This is a genomic window from Arthrobacter sp. 10T44, assembly GCF_056393885.1.
On sequence record NZ_JBFTGT010000001.1, the window covers coordinates 338,316 to 355,016 of the forward strand.

A 16,701-nucleotide genomic window follows, 5' to 3' on the forward strand; every position below is an offset into this window, starting at 1 on the left:
GGCCACCTTCTTGCGTTCTTGGAGTCAGTCGGCGATGAGCGCCAGGGCAAGCTCGGTCCGGACCACCTGGGCCAGGCCTTCGGCGACTTCCTGGGCGGTGTCCTGGTCCGCGGCTTCCACCATCACCCGGACAACGGGTTCGGTCCCGGAAGGACGCAACAGCACGCGTCCGGTGTCACCCAGCCGTGCCTCGGCCCGGGCCACGGCTTCAGCCACGGCCTCGTCACCCTTGACCCGGCTGCGGTCGACGCCCTTGACGTTGATCAGCACCTGCGGGAGCTTGGTCATGACCGTGGCCAGTTCCTTGAGCGGACGGCCGGTCAGCGCGACCTGGGCGGCAAGCTGCAGGCCCGTCAGGACGCCGTCGCCGGTGGTGGCGTAGTCGGCAAAAATAACGTGGCCGGACTGCTCGCCGCCGAGGTTGAAGCCACCTTCGCGCATGCCTTCCAGCACGTAGCGGTCGCCTACGCCGGTCTCACGGAGGCTGATGCCTGCCTCGCGCAGGGCGATCTTGAGTCCGAGGTTGCTCATCACGGTGGCAACCAGGACGTCGTCCTTGAGCTTGCCGGATTCCTTGAGGGCCACGGCAAGGATGGCCATGATCTCGTCGCCGTCCACCTCGTTGCCCTCGTGGTCCACGGCCAGGCAACGGTCGGCGTCGCCGTCGTGGGCGATGCCCAGGTCAGCCCCGTTGTCCAGGACCGCCTGCCTCAATGGGCCGAGGTGTGTTGAACCCACCCCGTCGTTGATGTTGAGGCCGTCCGGATCGGCGCCGATCAGTATCACCTCGGCGCCGGCCGTCTTGAAGACCTGCGGTGAGCAACCGCTGGCGGCGCCGTGCGCGCAGTCCAGGACCACCTTTAGGCCGTCCAGGCGGTGCGGGAGGGTGCCCAGGAGGTGCACGATGTAGCGGTCTTCCGCGTCGGAGAACCGCTGGATGCGGCCAACTTCGCCACCGACCGGGCGGTACGGCTCCTTGCTCAGCTGTTCCTCGATCGCGTCCTCGACGTCGTCGGGGAGCTTCTGGCCGCCGCGGGCAAAGAACTTGATGCCGTTGTCCGGGGCCGGGTTGTGGGAGGCGGAGATCATCACGCCGAAGTCGGCGTCGAGGTCGGCGACGAGGTACGCGGCGGCCGGCGTTGGCAGCACGCCGGCGTCGTAGACGTCGATGCCGGAGCTGGAGAGCCCGGCCTCCACGGCGGCCGCGAGGAACTCGCCGCTGGCCCGCGGATCGCGGGCGACGACGGCGCGCGGCCTGTTGCCGTTGGTGTTGCGGTCGTGGCCGAGCACGACGGCGGCGGCCTGCGCCAGCTGCAACGCCAACTCTGCGGTCAGTAGGCCGTTCGCCAGGCCCCGGACACCATCTGTTCCAAATAATCTAGACATCGAGCCCAAGTTTAGTCGATCGCGGGCCCGGGTCCGGTTTCCGACCATCGGAGACCCGTTAAACGCCGGAAACCCGCCCCGCAGAATGCGGGACGGGCTTCCAGTTGAGCGTGTTTAGCGCTTGTGGATCCGAGCGCTGAAAAGCGCCGCGGGCCCCAATCTGTGGTCGCGCCAGCGGCCACAGATTGGGAAGGCGCTGTTTAGCGCTTGGAGTACTGCTGAGCCTTGCGTGCCTTCTTGAGACCAGCCTTCTTACGCTCGATGATGCGAGCGTCGCGGCGCAGGTAGCCGGCCTTCTTCAGGGTGGCGCGGTTGTTCTCGGTGTCGATCTCGTTCAGTGAACGGGCGATGCCGAGGCGCAGGGCACCGGCCTGGCCGGAGATGCCGCCACCGTGGATGCGGGCAATAACATCGTAGGCGCCTTCAAGGTCAAGGATCTTGAAGGGCTCGTTGACGTCCTGCTGGTGCAGCTTGTTCGGGAAGTAGTTCGCCAGCTCGCGACCATTGATGGTCCACTTGCCCGAACCGGGCACGACGCGAACGCGTGCGACGGCTTCCTTGCGACGGCCAACTGCAGCGCCGGCGACGGTCAGTGCCGGACGTTCCTTCTTCGGCGCCGCTGCGTCAGCAGCACCGCTCTCCGAGGTGTAGCTGGTCAGGTTTTCCTCAGCCTCAACGGCTTCGGTGGTCAGTTCTTCGTTCTGAGCCACGATTCTCCTTGATAAAAAGTTGGTTGGTGGCCAGGACTACTGGGCGACCTGGGTGATTTCGAAAGTCTTGGGCTGCTGGGCGGCGTGCGGGTGCTCGGCACCGCGGTAAACCTTCAGCTTGCCCAGCTGCTGTGCAGCGAGGGAGTTCTTCGGGAGCATGCCCTTGATGGCCTTCTCCACGGCGCGGACCGGGTTGGACTCCAGCAGCTCCGCGTAGTTGACGGAGGTCAGGCCGCCCGGGTAACCGGAGTGGCGGTATGCGCGCTTCTGCTCCAGCTTGGCACCGGTGAGGGCGACCTTTTCAGCGTTGATGATGATGACGAAGTCGCCCATGTCCATGTGGGACGCAAAGGTGGCCTTGTGCTTGCCGCGCAGCAGGATTGCGGTCTGGCTGGCGAGACGACCAAGGACAACGTCGGTGGCGTCAATGACGTGCCACTGGCGGTTGATATCGCCGGGCTTCGGGGTGTACGTACGCACGGTGTTTGCCTCGTTCTTGTTCTGGCGTTCTTGTTTTAGGCGTCACGCGGAGGTGCACCTACTATCTATGCGCTACCGGAACAGAGGTGAGGGCTCCATGTAACCAGTCATCCAGTGGTCTCGAATGTGCACGTTGAGTAGCTATCCTGCAACCGGATTCTCAAGCGGGCACGCATCATCGAGATAGGACACGCACAACGACTACCAAGAATAGCGGAAGCCGGGGCCGTGGGTCAAAATGGGGTGTCCGGTGGCATGCTGCCCTGCGTGCCGTTCAGTTCCGGCCCGCCGCGTTCCTGGAGGTCCCGTGCCCGATCCCGCCGTTGCAGGTTCCGCATCGCTGCTGTTCCTCGCGGGAGTCGCCGCCGCCGGGCTGTGCCTGTCACTGCTGGCCGACGTCGTCGTTCGGCGCACCCTGCCGGCGCTGGCACCGCACCCCAATCCCGCACAGAGGACAATGGCGGCGGTGGCCGCTGCCGTGATCAGCGCGCTGCTGGCTTGGCGGTTCGGCGTTTCTCCGGAGCTGCCCGCATACATGGCCCTGGTGGTAATAGGAATCCAATTGGCGCGAATAGATGTTATTCACCATTTGCTGCCGAATCGGCTGGTTTTCCCCCTGCTGGGAGCCGGCATCCTGCTGCTCGCAGGGGCCTCGGTAGCACTCGGAGGTTGGGAAAAGCTGGCCCGCGCCCTCGCGGGCGGCGTCATTCTCTTCTTTTTCTACTTCATCTTGGCCCTCATCAGCCCCAAGGGCCTCGGAATGGGCGATGTTAAGCTCGCCGCACCCCTCGGCCTGTACTTGGGCTACTTGGGCTGGTCCCCGCTGTTCTATGGCGGGGCCTTCGGATTCGTCGCCGGGGGGCTTGTTTCCGCGGTACTCGTCGCTATGAACCGCGGAAATAAGCCCAAGGAAGTGGCCTTCGGGCCCTCCATGCTGGCCGCCGCCCTGGCCGCCATCCTGCTCTCCGCATAGCGTGCTCCCCGGCGGCGCACTTCGGCCAACACGTAAGCCGACTTATCAAAACAAGTAGTCGCCGCTTTGCCGTCCCAAAAAACTGAGTACACCTTTTTCAGAGCTGCAAGTAAACCCCTCAATTAGCTCCCAGAAGTCGAGTAGCCGGACTCATTGCCGGGCCGTTAATCGGCGTGCAAATGTTGTGCCAACGGAACTCCAGCGAATACGCAAAGGGGATTTGCTGGTAATCCGTTTCTTATTCAAAATCTCTGGAAAAGGAAATTACAATGACTGGTCTCATGGTCTCGATGCTCGCTTTCGTCTCTGGAATCAAGAACCGCCTGTCGGACGAGGAAAAGGGCGCCACCGCCGTTGAATACGGAATTATGGTCGCCCTGATCGCCGTCGTTATCATCGGCGCGGTTACCACCCTTGGCACTAACCTCAACACCGCCTTCGGCGACATCGCCAAGCAGGTCGCACCGAAGCCCTAGCGGCTCTCCGCCCACAACGCACGCCACTCTGCCGGCTGTCCGCCACACCGGGCAGCCGGCAGAGGCGTTTAGGCCGAGGCAGTACGGTGCTGCGAGCCGCACACGGCTGACGCCCTACTTGCGCCCAAGCAATATTGAGGTTTTCCAAGAGGTGAGGAATTAGTCATGAAATCTCGTTTAGTCGCGGGGCTGGCTGCGCTAGTCCTGGCGATCGCCGGCACCCTGATGTTGGTAAATTACGTGTCCAATGCAGACCGCCGCGCACAGGAATCTCTCCAACCTGTCGACGTCGTCGTGGTCGATTCAGCGGTTCCGGCCGGTGCGACTGTGGAAGACCTCCGGTCGCACGTCCGGCTCCGGTCCATCCCCGGGGCGGCAAAGGCCGACGGAGCGTTGTCGTCGCTTGACGGAATCACAGGTCAGGTCACAGCCGTCGCCCTGGAACCTGGGGAACAGTTGCTGGCAAGCCGACTGGTAGACCCGTCCCAGCGGGTCACACCGGGCGCGGTGGAGGTCCCCGCCGGCATGCAGGAAGTCACGGTCCTCCTGCCGCCGGAAAGCGTGGTGGGCGGAACCGTCCGGGCCGGTGACCTGGTTGGTCTCTACGTCACCCAGGGGGAAGCTGGCTCGCCACAAATCATGCGCACGCAGCTCGTTTTCGACAAGGTCCTGGTGACAGCTGTACAGCAGGCGCCTGCCAGCGGCACGAACTCAACGGATGGCACGTCCGCTGTGCCCACCGGCTCCTCGTTTGTGACTCTCGCCCGCAATTCCACTGACTCCGCCAAAATCATCCTCAGTGCCCGCGTGGGCAATATCTGGCTGACGAAACAGACGGCAAAGACACCCGCAAGCCAGCGCACAGCCGTCACCACTAGCGGGATCTTCCAATGAGCCGCTTCCTAGTCCTGACCTCATCCCCGGAGTTCGAGCGCCATCTCGCCACGGCCTTGGGTGAGACTCACGACATCCAGGTTCTTGCATCGGAAGCCGCGGGCGGCAGCCCCGGTCACCTGCTGGCCCAAAACCTGGGCGGTCCCGTCGATGTGATGGTCTTCGGCCCGGATGTCCGGTCCGAGCAGATGCTCGCCCAGGCGGCAAAGCTGGAGCACGCTTTCCCTGACATTGTGCTCGTGCTGGCGGCAGTCGCGGCACCCGAGCTAACGCTGGCCGCCATGCGGTCCGGCATCCGCGATGTCCTCCCGCCGGACACGGTGGCCGTACGGATGCGTGAAGCGTTGGAACGCGCTGCCGAAACGTCCAGGAGCCGCAAGCAGATTGCTTCCGATGATGCAAGCCAGAAACGGGTCCGTGGGCGGGTGATCTCCGTGATGTCCCCGAAGGGCGGGGTGGGGAAGACCACCGTTGCCACCAACTTGGCCGTTGGACTGGCCAAACTGGCACCGATGGGCGCGGTCATTGTCGATCTTGACCTTCAATTCGGCGACGTGGCCTCGGGCCTTGGCCTGGAGCCCCAGTACACGATCAATGACGCAGTGTCGGGTGCCGCGTCTAGTGACGCCATGGTACTCAAGGCTTTCCTCAGCCCGCATCCGTCGGGGGCGTACGCGATGTGTGCGCCGCGCCGGCCGGCAGATGCTGACCTCATCAAGCCGGCGCACGTCACGACGCTGATCAACCAGCTCTCGCTGGAGTTCCCGTTTGTCATTTTGGATACGTCGCCCGGTCTCGGGGAAGAGGTCCTGGCCGTTCTGGAACTGGCCACCGACGGCGTCTGGGTGTGCGGCATGGACATTCCCAGCATCCGTGGCCTCAACCACGGACTGGACGTGCTGCGGCAACTGGACCTCATGCCCCCGTCGAACACGATTGTCCTCAACTTCGCCGACAAGCGCAGCGGACTGACCGTCCAGGACGTCGAGGCCACGGTTGGCCTGCCCGTGGACATCATCCTGCCGTGGTCCCGCACATTGCCGTTTTCAACGAATGCCGGCGTACCGCTGATCCAGGACAACCGCCGGGATCCTGCACTGAAGGGGTTGAGAAGCCTTATCGCGCTTTTCGCGCAGAATCCGCCCTCGCCCGCCAACAAACCTCAGCACCGAAGGGGCGAAAAGCCATGAGTCTCATTGACCGACTTGAAGCCGTCCGGGTGGCCGCGGAAAGCCCTGCGCGACCGGACCACACGCCCGGTACCGCCGCGGTTCCAGTTCCTCCGGCGGCCGCACCCGCCGGCACCACTCTGCTTGGGACCTTGGCGGTGGCGCCCCAAGGCGCTTCCTCGGACGCCCTGGCCGGGATAAAGAAGCGCGCAGCCGAAGAGTTGACGGCCCGCCTGGGCAATCGCATCACTGACAGCAGCCTGGACGAAGGCGACGTGCGGCGCATGGTGCGTGAGGCCCTTGGCTCCTTCATCGATGACGAGCAGGTCCCCCTGACCCCGGAAGAAAGGCGGCGCCTTATCCGGGAGATCGTGGACGAGGTTCTAGGCCTCGGGCCGCTGCAGCGACTCCTGGACGACCCGCTGGTCTCCGAAATCATGGTCAACCGCTCTGACCGCATCTACGTTGAACGCGGCGGCCGGCTGCACTTGACCGGGACAACCTTCAGTTCGGACGCCCACCTGCGCAGGGTCATCGAACGGATTGTCTCGCGGGTGGGGCGCCGAATTGACGAGTCTTCGCCGCTGGTTGACGCCAGGCTACAAGACGGTTCGCGCGTCAATGCCGTCATCCCACCCCTCGCGGTGGACGGTCCATCCTTGACAATCCGCAAGTTCTCCGCCGTACCCCTGACCGTCGAGGACCTGATCAAGTTCGATTCCCTGTCACCGGCCATGGCACAGGTGCTCCACGCCTGTGTCCAAGCGCGCCTGAACATCATCGTCTCCGGCGGTACCGGCACGGGAAAAACCACGCTGCTCAACGTTCTCTCCTCGTTCATTCCAGACGACGAACGCATCGTCACCATTGAAGACGCCGTGGAACTGCAACTGCAGCAGGAGCACGTGGTCCGTCTGGAAAGCCGACCAGAAAACATCGAGGGACGCGGCGCCGTTGGCATCCGCGAACTGGTGCGGAATTCCCTCCGCATGCGGCCGGACAGGATTGTGGTCGGCGAAGTCCGCGGCGGCGAAGCCCTGGACATGCTCCAGGCCATGAATACCGGCCATGACGGATCCATCTCCACAGTCCACTCAAACTCGCCCCGGGACGCCATCGCGCGGATGGAGACCCTGGTCCTCATGGCCGGGATGGACCTTCCACTGCGGGCCATCCGCGAACAAATCGCCAGCGCAGTCCATCTGATTGTTCAGTTGAGCAGGCTGAAGGACGGCACGCGTCGGGTGACCCACATTACGGAAGTCCTCGGAATGGAAGGTGACGTGGTGACTCTCCAAGACGCGTTCGTGTTCGACTACGCGGCGGGCGTTGACCAGGATGGTCGTTTCATCGGCAAGTCCGTTCCCACGGGTGTCCGCCCCCGCTTCGTTGAACGGTTCGCCGACTTGGGAATCAGCGTTCCCGGCGAAATCTTCTACCCCGCCTCCACCAAGTCAGGACGGTGAGCACGGTGACCCCCGATTACGCGTTGCTTACCGGCACCATCCTCATTCTGCTGGCCGTATCTCTCGCCCTCTTTGTTGCCCTCCGGCCCCGCTACACCGACATCCACGTCGACCGGAGAAGGCCGCCTGATGAGTCCAACTCATCGATGATTTCGAAGCTTAGCGGCGTCACGGTCGCCGCCGTTGAGCGTCGTGTCGGGCACAAAAGCAGCGGCCCCTTCGGTCGCGATGCACTCGGCGAGGCCGGCCTGAAACTACAGCCCTCCGAATTCATCGTCCTGATCTTGGTTTCTTCCTTCGTTCTTGGCCTGGCAGGCTTCGTGCTGCAGGGCTGGCTTCTCACCGTCCTGTTCGCGGCAATCGGTCCGGTGGGCGCGAAGGCGCTGCTGTCCTTCAAAACCAGCCGGCGCCGCGCCGCCTTCGAGGGCCAGCTGAGCGACATGCTCATGTCCCTTTCCGGCAGCCTGCGTGCAGGACACAGCATTGCCCAGAGCATGCACACGGCCAGCGTGGAGATGCCGGCTCCCATGGGCGAGGAACTCGCCAGGATCGTCAACGAGGAACGAGTCGGCCGGCCGGTGTCAGCGTCCATGGCCGAAGTGGGCCAGAGGTTGCACTGCGAGGACTTCCAGTGGCTCAGCCAGGCTATTGAGATCAACCGCGAAGTTGGCGGCGACTTGGCCGGGGTCCTCGACCACGTCGCGGAGACCGTGCGAGAAAGGGCTCAGATCAAGGGCCAAGTCCGTGCATTGGCCGCGGAAGGAAAGTTCTCGGCATACATCCTGATTGCGCTTCCATTCTTTGTCGCAATCTTCATCAATCTCGTCAATCCGGGATACATGTCGGTCCTGACAACCACGGTGCTGGGCTGGGTCCTCATCACAGCCAGCGTGGTCATGATGGCCATCGGCTCGTTCTGGATCAGCCGCATGGTCAAGATCGAATTCTAAAAGGAGCCGCTCCCATGTCACCCACAGTTTGGCTGCTGATCGCCAGCATCATCCTTCCGTTGACCTACTTCACCTGGTCCCTGATCGGGGTCGACAGGGCGACCGGCCGCTTGATCCAATCGAGACTGGCTGCTGCTTCGGCCCCACAGGCAGGTGCCGCACCGGCCGGCCCCAGCTGGCTGCTTCTTCTTGCCCGAAGGTTGACACCCGGGGCCTATGTGTCCCATTTGGACCGGATGCTCGGGAATGCGGGGCGGCCGGCCTCCATGCCATTGGACCGACTCGTGAGCCTGAAGCCGCTGGCGGCCCTGGGCGGGGTCTTGTTGGCACTTCTATTCGGCGGCACAAAGAGCCCGCAGGGAATCCTGTTGTCAGTGTGCCTCGCGGCAGCCTGTTACTTCCTCCCGGACCTCCTGGTCTACAACAGCGGCACAAAGCGCCAGGCGAGATTGCAGCTGGATCTGCCCAATGTCTTAGACCAATTGCTCATCTCGGTCGAGGCTGGCCTCGGTTTTGAAGCCGCCATGGCCCGTGTCGGTGCGAGCGGCAAGGGACCGCTGGCCGAAGAGATGGTGCGGACCCTGCAGGACATCCAGGCCGGCAGAAGCCGTCGTGAGGCCTACAAAGCCATGGCCGCGCGGTCCACCGTTGCGGATCTAAAGAGCTTCGTCGGTGCTGTCATCCAAGCCGATGTGCAGGGCCTATCTGTCGCCCGGGTCCTGAAACCCCAGGCGGACCAGATGCGAATCAAGAGACGCCTTCGGGCAGAGGAAAAAGCCATGAAGCTTCCGGTGGCCGTTGTATTTCCGCTGCTTCTCTTTATTTTTCCGCCGCTATTTATCGTCATCCTCGGCCCTGCCGTCATTAATGCAATCGCCACGTTTTCGGGCCGATAGCGAAAGCATCTAATCCGGCACGCAATTCATCCCTCATCTAACCAAAGTGGGCGGGACCAACCAGATGGAAGGAGCAACAGATGTTTAGGTCTAAGACAGGACATCGAAAGGTTCGGAATGGCCGGGAGCGCGGTGCGACGGCAGTTGAATTTGCCTTGGTGCTTCCCCTGCTCCTGTCCATGCTCCTTGGGGTAATTGACTTTGGAACGGCCCTCGGACAAAGCGTTAGCCTGCAAGGGGCCGCACGCGAAAGCGCACGGCAGGGGGTCACCCAGGGTGACGTCATTGCGTCTGCCAACCGCGCACGGGGGTCGCTCGACAGCAGCAAGCTCCAGGTGCGATTCGCCGTCGACACGTCAGCCGGGGCTCCCGGGCAAATGGTCGTCTGCTTGCGCTACCCCCAGTCGTCGCTGAGTGGATTCTATTCGTGGGTCCTGGGCGGCGTGTTCGAAGCAAAAGCCGTTATGAAAATGGAAAGCCCCGCGACCGTGACCGCGGGCGCACAGCGTTGGACCGGAGGATCATGCACTCCCTGACACCAGGATCGTTCCTGAAATGGCTACGCCGCATCGGTAAAACCGGGGGGCCAGTGAACGAGGAGATCATACGCGGAAAGGCATCCCGGGAGCTCGGGGCGGCTACAGTCATTTTCGCCTTGTTGGTTCCGGTGCTCTTCGGAGCCCTCGCCATGGCCATTGACGTCGGCAAGCTGGTCTACGAGCGCCAGCACCTTAGCAACGCGCTGGACGCGGCCGCGCTGGCTGGTGCGTCATACCTCCCCGGTGACCCGGTGGCTGCCCGCAACGCCGCGGCGTCATTCGCCCGGGCCAACGACCCCGCAGCGGCGCCAGCGGTCACCTTCTGGTGTGTGGTGGCGTCAACAGGCGCCGGCCGGACGGTGCTAAGCAGTCAGATCCCGAGCGTCTGCAACCCGGGAACGATCGCCGGGGCCAGGTGCAGCGAAACCATCTGCGCGATCCCCTGCATCCCCGGGGGTAGCAACGCCTGCAATTCGATCACTGTGACCGACGATAAGGACGTTGCGTTCAGCTTCGCGCCGGTGATCGGGATTAACACTGGTAATACAGGCTCGCTGGCGTCGGATGCCTGCAAGGGTTCCTGCGGTTCCCAAATCCCGAACCCGATGGATATTGCCATTGTGGCTGACCGAACCGGGAGCATGAGCACCGCGAATCGGGACCTGATGGTCGCTGGGATCAAGAGCACCCTGCAGACCATGACCAGGGATCAGCAATACGTGGCGCTGGGCACGATCCACCGAAGCAAGACACTTCCCGGAAGCTGCATCACCGCGCCATCCACGGACAACACAGGTCCTTGGATCCCCGTTCCGTTCTCCAACGACTACACCAACAACCCCGCAATTCCAGGCGGAACGCCACCACTGAACACGAGCAGCACGCTCGTCAAGGGCCTAACGTGCCTGTCTGCGTCGAGCGGCGGAACGTACCTGGCGGCCCCACTGAAAGCCGCCTCGCGGTACGTGCTGGGCACACCCAGCCTGCCCTCCCGCGCTGGAACGGCACGCAAGGCCATCATCCTGGAAACGGACGGCCAACCCAACGAGCAAAACATCGCGGGATCCGACAACTCATTGAACAACGCAAACGACATCGGGACTACCAACGACGCCGCTGCGTGCAACAACCTGAACGCCGTCGCAACGAACGCCAAAGCGGCGGGCCTGCTCATAGTGACGGTCGCCTTCGGAGACGCAACAAGCGCGCAGTGCGGCAGTGGCGGCGCGTTTGTCCGGAACGTCCTGGCCGCCGCGGCGTCGAAGGACTCACACGGTATCCCCAGCGACGCCGACAACGACTGCTCCACAGCGGCACTCCGGAATACCGAGAACTCTGACGGAGACTTCTTCTTCTGCGCAGCAAGCGGAAACGAGCTCGGCCCGATCTTCGCCTCTGCGGTCAACGCCATCAGTTCCAACTCCAGGCTGATACGGATCCCGAGCTGACTGATTGGCTGGCGTGCATGGAGCCGCCGGCTGAAAGATACCCAGATACCGGACCCCCTTGGACCAGAGCCAAGGGGGTCCTTCTGCATGCCCATCTATAGCGCAAGATGCGCGCAGGGAATGTACAGGAAATAGGCAGTTTGGGCAGTCTTGGCGCAGGAAGTCCACCACACTGATTGACGGCGTGTCGGCGGTTGCTAAATTCCTCTCAGTGCTGGTGCAGGGCCAGCCGCCCAACTCGCTCAGGAGTCACCAATGCGTTCCTTCTTCTCCAACATCGCATCCCGCCTTCGCCGTGACCAGCGCGGCGCCACTGCCGTCGAATACGGCATCATGGTTTCCCTTATTGCGGTCGTCATCATCGTCGCCGTTGGCCTGCTCGGCGGACAGCTGAACAAGACCTTTACTGACGTGCAGTGCCAGATCAGCGGCAGCAAGACGGGCGTTTGCGCCCCGCCGGCAGCTCCCTAAGGCTCTCCGTCTCGATCGTAAGCGACAGTGTGGCGGCGGCGTTTGCCGCCGCCACGCATCATGGAATTCGGCCGAGCCTACAACGTGCAGATCTCGCTCTCCAGCGCGGCTCGTGAAGGCGTCCGCGTGATGGCCATCAACAACAACCCCTCGGCCGCGCGCACCGCGGTCAAGAATGCGGCAACGGGTCTCCGTCCGGTGCTGGCCGACACCAACATCACCATCACGCCCACCCCGTGTACGTCCGGCGCACAGGTCACGGTCAAAATCACCTACACACTCTCCACCATGACCGGCATTGCCGGGCCATTTCCGATGGAAGGCAAAGGAGTGATGTTGTGCGGTGGCTAAGGATGCCAACTACCGACGCCGACGGCGAGCGCGGTGGGATCGCCATCATGGTCGCAATCCTCATGGTTAGTCTGCTCGGCTTCGCTGCTCTCGCCGTCGACGTGGGAGTGATGTACGCGGAGCGGACCCAAGACCAAAATAGCTCGGATGCGGTCGCACTCATGGTCGCCCAAAAATGTGCCAAGAACCTCAACGACGTGGAATGTTCAGACGCGTTGCCTCGTTCGAGTCCGTTGGCAAGCAAACTGGCCAACGGTAATGCTGGAGACGGTCTCAGCAACATCCAAACCATCAGCCTCGACAAGGCCAACCGCAAGGTCAAAGTCATCGTGGGCGCCCAGGAAACTGGGCGCACGCCGAACCGTGTCTCACTGTTTCTGGCCCGCGCGCTGGGGATTGCAAGTGCCGAAGTAACAGCCAGTTCGAACGTTCAGTGGGGAGCCCCGACGAAGGGCACGATTCTCCTTCCTCTCGCCATTGCCCAATGCAAGCTCAATCTGCTGCCCGGGTCGTTCACTGGTGCCGAACAGGTCCTGGACATGGATTCCGGGGGCTGCGGAGAAATTCCAGGAGGCTTTGGCTGGATTTCTGACGGCGACGCAAAATGCGGTGTCACACTTACGGCCGGGCAGGCAAACAGCTCAGGTGCGTGGTTCTCGATCAACACGGGGGCAAGCGCGCCAACGGAGTGCTCGGCTGCCGATTTGAGCCAGATGAACGATCAGACCGTCCTTTTGCCGCTCTATGACATTGCCACGGGAAACGGATCGAGCGGAAAGTACTACATCAAGGGTTTTGCCGCCTTCCACGTCACCGGATACCACTTCGCAAGCAACAACTGGACCACCGGCGGCACGATCAGGAATAAGACCATCAGGGGCTACTTCGTCCGATACGTCTCTCTCTCCGACGCCTTCGAACTGGGCGCGGCACCGGACTACGGTACGTCAGTGGTCCGCCTCACAACTGGAGCGCCCTAAGAATGAAGTCACGCTTATTGGCAGGACTGGCCGCCGTTGTGCTGGCCATGATCGGTGCCATCCTCGTCGTCAGCTATGCACAGGGCGCCGACACCCGAGCCGTCCAGAACCTCAACCCCGTCAGCGTTATGGTGGTGCAGACCGCCGTCCCCGCCGGCACTCCGGTGGCGCAACTGGCCGCATTCGTCACCGCCCAGGAACTTCCGGGCAAGGCAGTCTCTAAGACGGCGCTTACGAACGTGGACGGCCTGGCCGGCAAGGTCACAGCGGTCGATCTGCTGCCGGGAGAACAGCTCGTGGCCGAGCGGCTGATCGAACCCTCGGCGTTCAAGGCCAGCGGGTCGGTGGATGTGCCGAAAGGGCTCCAGGAGGTGTCCTTCCAGCTCGAACCCCAGCGGGTTGTGGGCGGCCGCATCACGGTCGGGGACCACGTTGGCATCTTCATCAACCTGAAAAACGGCGGCCTGGAGGGCAAAGGCGAGACTACCCAACTATCTGTCCACAAGGTCCTAGTGACTGCCGTGCAGCGAGCACCGGTGGCGACGCCAAGTCCGCAGCCGACGACTGCGGGCGCTCCCGTCGAAGACACCTCGCTGCCTACCGGCTCATTGCTTATCACCGTTGCCGTCAACGAGGTAAACGCCACAAAGATTGTCTACGCTTCCAACTTCGCGGACATTGCGAGCATCTGGTTGAGCAAGGAACCACTCAATGCAACGGAAGGTGCCCGGCCCGGCATCATGACCCGCCCGGAGGTTTACAAGTGAGCCGCTTTGTTCTGATCACCCCCAACACTGACTTCGACGCGCGGGTCCGCCAGGCCGTCGCCGGCGGGCTTCCCGGCGGCGTCCAGACCTTTGCCTTCGTCAACCCCGCCGATCCCGGCGAGCTCTTCGCGAACCTCAACCAGGAGCGTCCCGAGGTGCTGATCCTGGGCCCGGACGTGCCTGTCGAGGATGCCCTGCGGCTCGCCACGGTGTTCGACGTGCAACTGCCCGAGCTGAGCGTCATCCTGGTCGCGGAGGCCGACCCGGATTTCGTGCTGCTGGCGATGCGCGCCGGCATCCGGGACATCCTCAGCCCCGGTGCCGATCCCGCGCAGATCCGGGTGCTGCTGGAACGGGCCTGCCAGTCGTTCGCCAGCCGCAATCGCTCCACGGCCGTCCCGCAGCCGGACGGCCGGCCAAGGGGATTGGTGATCGGCGTCTTCTCCCCCAAGGGTGGCGTCGGCAAGACGACCATCGCCACCAATATCGCCATTGGGCTGGGACAGGTATCCCCGATGGGCGTTGTCATCGTGGACCTGGACCTGCAGTTCGGCGACGTCGCCTCCGGCTTGTACCTGAATCCCGAGCACACCGTCACCGACGCCGTCTCGGCGTCGGCCAGCCAGGACTCGCTGGTCCTCAAGGCCTTCCTCACGGTCCACCCCAGCAGCATCTACGCACTCTGCGCACCCCGGACCCCGGTGGAAGCCGATGACATCACGCCCCAGCAGGTCAGCCGGCTGATCGTGCAGCTCGCGGAGCAGTTCCAGTACGTCGTGATAGACACCGCGCCCGGTCTGCCCGAGGTGGGCCTGGCCGCGATGGAGCAGTGCACCGATGTCGTCTGGGTCAGCGCCATGGATGTGCCCAGCATCCGCGGGCTCCGCTCGGGGCTGGATATCCTGCGCCGGCTGGACCTGCTTCCGGAGACCCGCCATGTGGTCCTGAACATGGCCGATTCCAAGTCCGGGCTCAGCGTCCAGGACGTCGAGGCCACTATCGGCGCCCCGGTGGATATCAGCATTCCGCGCTCCAAGGCCGTGGCCTACTCTACGAACCGCGGCATTCCGGTGCTGCAGGACGGCCGGAAGGACCCCGCGGTGAAGGGCCTCCGCCAGCTGGTGACGCGCTTTGACCCCGCCTGGCGGGCCACCGCCCAGAAGAAATTGCACCGACGGGTGGTGGTCTAGGTGAAACTCTCCGAGCGCCTCACGGCAGCGGAAACCGGCCCCCAAACCCGCCCGTCGGCGTCGCCGTCGTCGGCGTCGTCGGCGTCGCCGTCGTCGGCGTCGCCGTCGTCGGCAACGGCGGCGACGGCGCTGTCCCCCGCACCGTCGGTCCGATCCCCTCGGACCGAGCCGGCACGCCCCGAACCTTCGCGTCACGCTGCGGCTGCCGCGCCCGCCTTCGTGGAACACCCCGACGCCCTCCGCGCCAAGGGGCAGCAACCCGTGGATGCCTTCGCCGCCCTGAAGGAGCGCGCCGCCACCGCCCTGTTCGAGCGGATGGGAACCCGCTTCAACGACTCGGCGGTCAAAGAAGAAGAGCTCCGCGCCACCGCACGCGACGAACTGACCCGGATCATCGACGCCGAACAGGTTCCGCTGTCCGCCGAGGAGCGCACCCGGCTGGTCCGCGACGTCGCGGACGACGTGCTCGGCTACGGCCCGCTCCAGCGCCTGCTCGACGACCCCGCGGTAACCGAGATCATGGTCAACCGGATGGACCAGATCTACGTCGAACGGAAAGGCCAGCTGACCCTGACCGATTCGCGCTTCAGCTCCGAGGACCACCTGCGCAAAGTGATTGAACGCATCGTTTCCAAGGTGGGCCGCCGGATCGACGAGTCGTCCCCGCTCGTGGACGCGCGGCTCGAGGACGGCTCGCGCGTCAACGCGGTCATTCCCCCGCTGGCGGTCGGCGGTTCCTCGCTGACCATCCGTAAATTCAGCAAGGTGCCGCTGACGGTCCGCAACCTGATCGACTTCGGGACGCTCACCCCCGAGATGGCGGAGCTGCTGAACGCCTGCGTCCGGGCCAAGCTGAACATCATCGTCTCCGGCGGCACCGGCACCGGCAAAACCACCCTGCTGAACGTCTTGTCCTCCTTCCTGCCGCATGACGAGCGCATCGTCACCATCGAGGACGCCGTCGAACTGCAGATCCAGCAGGACCATGTGGTGCGCCTCGAAAGCCGGCCGCCGAACACCGAAGGCAAAGGCGAAGTGACCATCCGCGACCTTCTCCGCAACTCCCTGCGTATGCGGCCGGACCGGATCGTGGTGGGCGAGGTCCGCGGCGGCGAGTCCCTGGACATGCTCCAGGCGATGAACACCGGCCACGACGGCTCACTCTCCACCGTCCACTCGAACTCGCCGCGCGACGCCGTCGCCCGTCTTGAGACGCTGGTCCTGATGGCGGGGATGGATTTGCCGCTTCGCGCCATCCGCGAGCAGATCGCGTCCGCAGTGAACCTGATTGTGCAGATCTCCCGGCTGCGCGACGGCACCCGCCGCATCACCCACGTCACCGAGGTGCAGGGCATGGAGGGGGACATCGTCACCCTCCAGGACGCCTTCGTTTTCGATTACTCCGCCGGGGTGGACGCCCACGGCCGGTTCCTCGGCAAGCCGGTGGCAACCGGGATCCGGCCGAGGTTCATCGACCGCTTCGAGGACCTGGGCATCTTCGTGTCCCCCGGCGTCTTCGCGGCGCCGCTGGCCCCGGCCGGGAAAGCGTGAGCCG

Annotated in this window: 18 protein-coding genes; 15 read left to right on the forward strand and 3 right to left on the reverse strand. The window is 63.8% G+C overall.

What is annotated here, in order from left to right; genetic code table 11:
- Positions 1-24 precede the first annotated feature (24 nt).
- From glmM to rplM, 3 genes are all read right to left on the reverse strand, one after another.
- Positions 25-1,386: a phosphoglucosamine mutase gene (glmM, locus tag AC1DBL_RS01495; RefSeq protein WP_476892126.1), complete on the reverse strand. Its 1,362-nt coding sequence runs from the start codon at positions 1,384-1,386 to the stop codon at positions 25-27.
- Positions 1,387-1,586: 200 nt separating this feature from the next.
- The gene (gene rpsI, locus AC1DBL_RS01500) at positions 1,587-2,096 is read right to left on the reverse strand and encodes a 30S ribosomal protein S9 (RefSeq protein ID WP_441417064.1); all 510 of its coding nucleotides are present in this window, start codon (positions 2,094-2,096) and stop codon (positions 1,587-1,589) included.
- A 36-nt stretch (positions 2,097-2,132) separates the two neighbouring features.
- Entirely contained in the window at positions 2,133-2,576 is a 444-nt protein-coding gene (rplM, locus tag AC1DBL_RS01505; RefSeq protein ID WP_015937805.1) for a 50S ribosomal protein L13, read from the reverse strand.
- A 307-nt stretch (positions 2,577-2,883) separates the two neighbouring features.
- Here rplM and AC1DBL_RS01510 point away from each other — a divergent pair, with 307 nt between their 5' ends.
- The 15 genes from AC1DBL_RS01510 to AC1DBL_RS01580 all read left to right on the forward strand — a co-directional run bounded on the left by AC1DBL_RS01510 (position 2,884) and on the right by AC1DBL_RS01580 (position 16,697).
- Positions 2,884-3,549, forward strand: coding sequence for a prepilin peptidase (locus AC1DBL_RS01510; protein ID WP_476925345.1), 666 nt, complete (start codon positions 2,884-2,886; stop codon positions 3,547-3,549).
- Between the two features lie 269 nt (positions 3,550-3,818).
- A complete protein-coding gene (locus tag AC1DBL_RS01515) occupies positions 3,819-4,025 on the forward strand; it encodes a Flp family type IVb pilin (RefSeq protein ID WP_476925346.1) in 207 nt (68 codons plus the stop codon).
- A 165-nt stretch (positions 4,026-4,190) separates the two neighbouring features.
- Positions 4,191-4,919 (forward strand): Flp pilus assembly protein CpaB, encoded by a 729-nt coding sequence (cpaB, locus tag AC1DBL_RS01520; protein ID WP_476925347.1) that lies wholly within the window; start codon positions 4,191-4,193, stop codon positions 4,917-4,919.
- Entirely contained in the window at positions 4,916-6,109 is a 1,194-nt protein-coding gene (locus AC1DBL_RS01525) for a CpaE/TadZ family protein (RefSeq protein WP_476925348.1), read from the forward strand. Before cpaB (AC1DBL_RS01520) ends, AC1DBL_RS01525 begins: the two co-directional genes overlap by 4 nt.
- Positions 6,106-7,554: a CpaF family protein gene (locus AC1DBL_RS01530; RefSeq protein ID WP_476925349.1), complete on the forward strand. Its 1,449-nt coding sequence runs from the start codon at positions 6,106-6,108 to the stop codon at positions 7,552-7,554. Before AC1DBL_RS01525 ends, AC1DBL_RS01530 begins: the two co-directional genes overlap by 4 nt.
- A complete protein-coding gene (locus AC1DBL_RS01535) occupies positions 7,551-8,504 on the forward strand; it encodes a type II secretion system F family protein (protein WP_476925350.1) in 954 nt (317 codons plus the stop codon). Before AC1DBL_RS01530 ends, AC1DBL_RS01535 begins: the two co-directional genes overlap by 4 nt.
- A 14-nt stretch (positions 8,505-8,518) precedes the next feature.
- Positions 8,519-9,400 (forward strand): type II secretion system F family protein, encoded by an 882-nt coding sequence (locus tag AC1DBL_RS01540; RefSeq protein ID WP_476925351.1) that lies wholly within the window; start codon positions 8,519-8,521, stop codon positions 9,398-9,400.
- Between the two features lie 80 nt (positions 9,401-9,480).
- Positions 9,481-9,936, forward strand: coding sequence for a TadE/TadG family type IV pilus assembly protein (locus tag AC1DBL_RS01545; protein WP_476925352.1), 456 nt, complete (start codon positions 9,481-9,483; stop codon positions 9,934-9,936).
- Between the two features lie 53 nt (positions 9,937-9,989).
- On the forward strand, positions 9,990-11,387 hold the full coding sequence (locus tag AC1DBL_RS01550) for a pilus assembly protein TadG-related protein (RefSeq protein WP_476925353.1): 1,398 nt from the start codon (positions 9,990-9,992) through the stop codon (positions 11,385-11,387).
- A gap of 255 nt (positions 11,388-11,642) precedes the next feature.
- Positions 11,643-11,858, forward strand: a complete 216-nt coding sequence (locus tag AC1DBL_RS01555) for a Flp family type IVb pilin (RefSeq protein ID WP_476925354.1) — start codon at positions 11,643-11,645, stop codon at positions 11,856-11,858.
- Positions 11,859-11,918: 60 nt separating this feature from the next.
- Complete coding sequence (locus AC1DBL_RS01560; protein WP_476925355.1) at positions 11,919-12,209, forward strand: TadE/TadG family type IV pilus assembly protein; 291 nt, start codon at positions 11,919-11,921, stop codon at positions 12,207-12,209.
- Between the two features lie 2 nt (positions 12,210-12,211).
- Positions 12,212-13,189 (forward strand): pilus assembly protein TadG-related protein, encoded by a 978-nt coding sequence (locus AC1DBL_RS01565; protein WP_476925356.1) that lies wholly within the window; start codon positions 12,212-12,214, stop codon positions 13,187-13,189.
- Between the two features lie 17 nt (positions 13,190-13,206).
- Positions 13,207-13,956: a Flp pilus assembly protein CpaB gene (cpaB, locus tag AC1DBL_RS01570; protein WP_476925357.1), complete on the forward strand. Its 750-nt coding sequence runs from the start codon at positions 13,207-13,209 to the stop codon at positions 13,954-13,956.
- Positions 13,953-15,146, forward strand: coding sequence for a CpaE/TadZ family protein (locus AC1DBL_RS01575; protein WP_476925358.1), 1,194 nt, complete (start codon positions 13,953-13,955; stop codon positions 15,144-15,146). The genes cpaB (AC1DBL_RS01570) and AC1DBL_RS01575 overlap by 4 nt, the downstream gene beginning before the upstream one ends.
- Positions 15,147-16,697 (forward strand): CpaF family protein, encoded by a 1,551-nt coding sequence (locus AC1DBL_RS01580; protein WP_476925359.1) that lies wholly within the window; start codon positions 15,147-15,149, stop codon positions 16,695-16,697.
- Positions 16,698-16,701 lie beyond the last annotated feature (4 nt).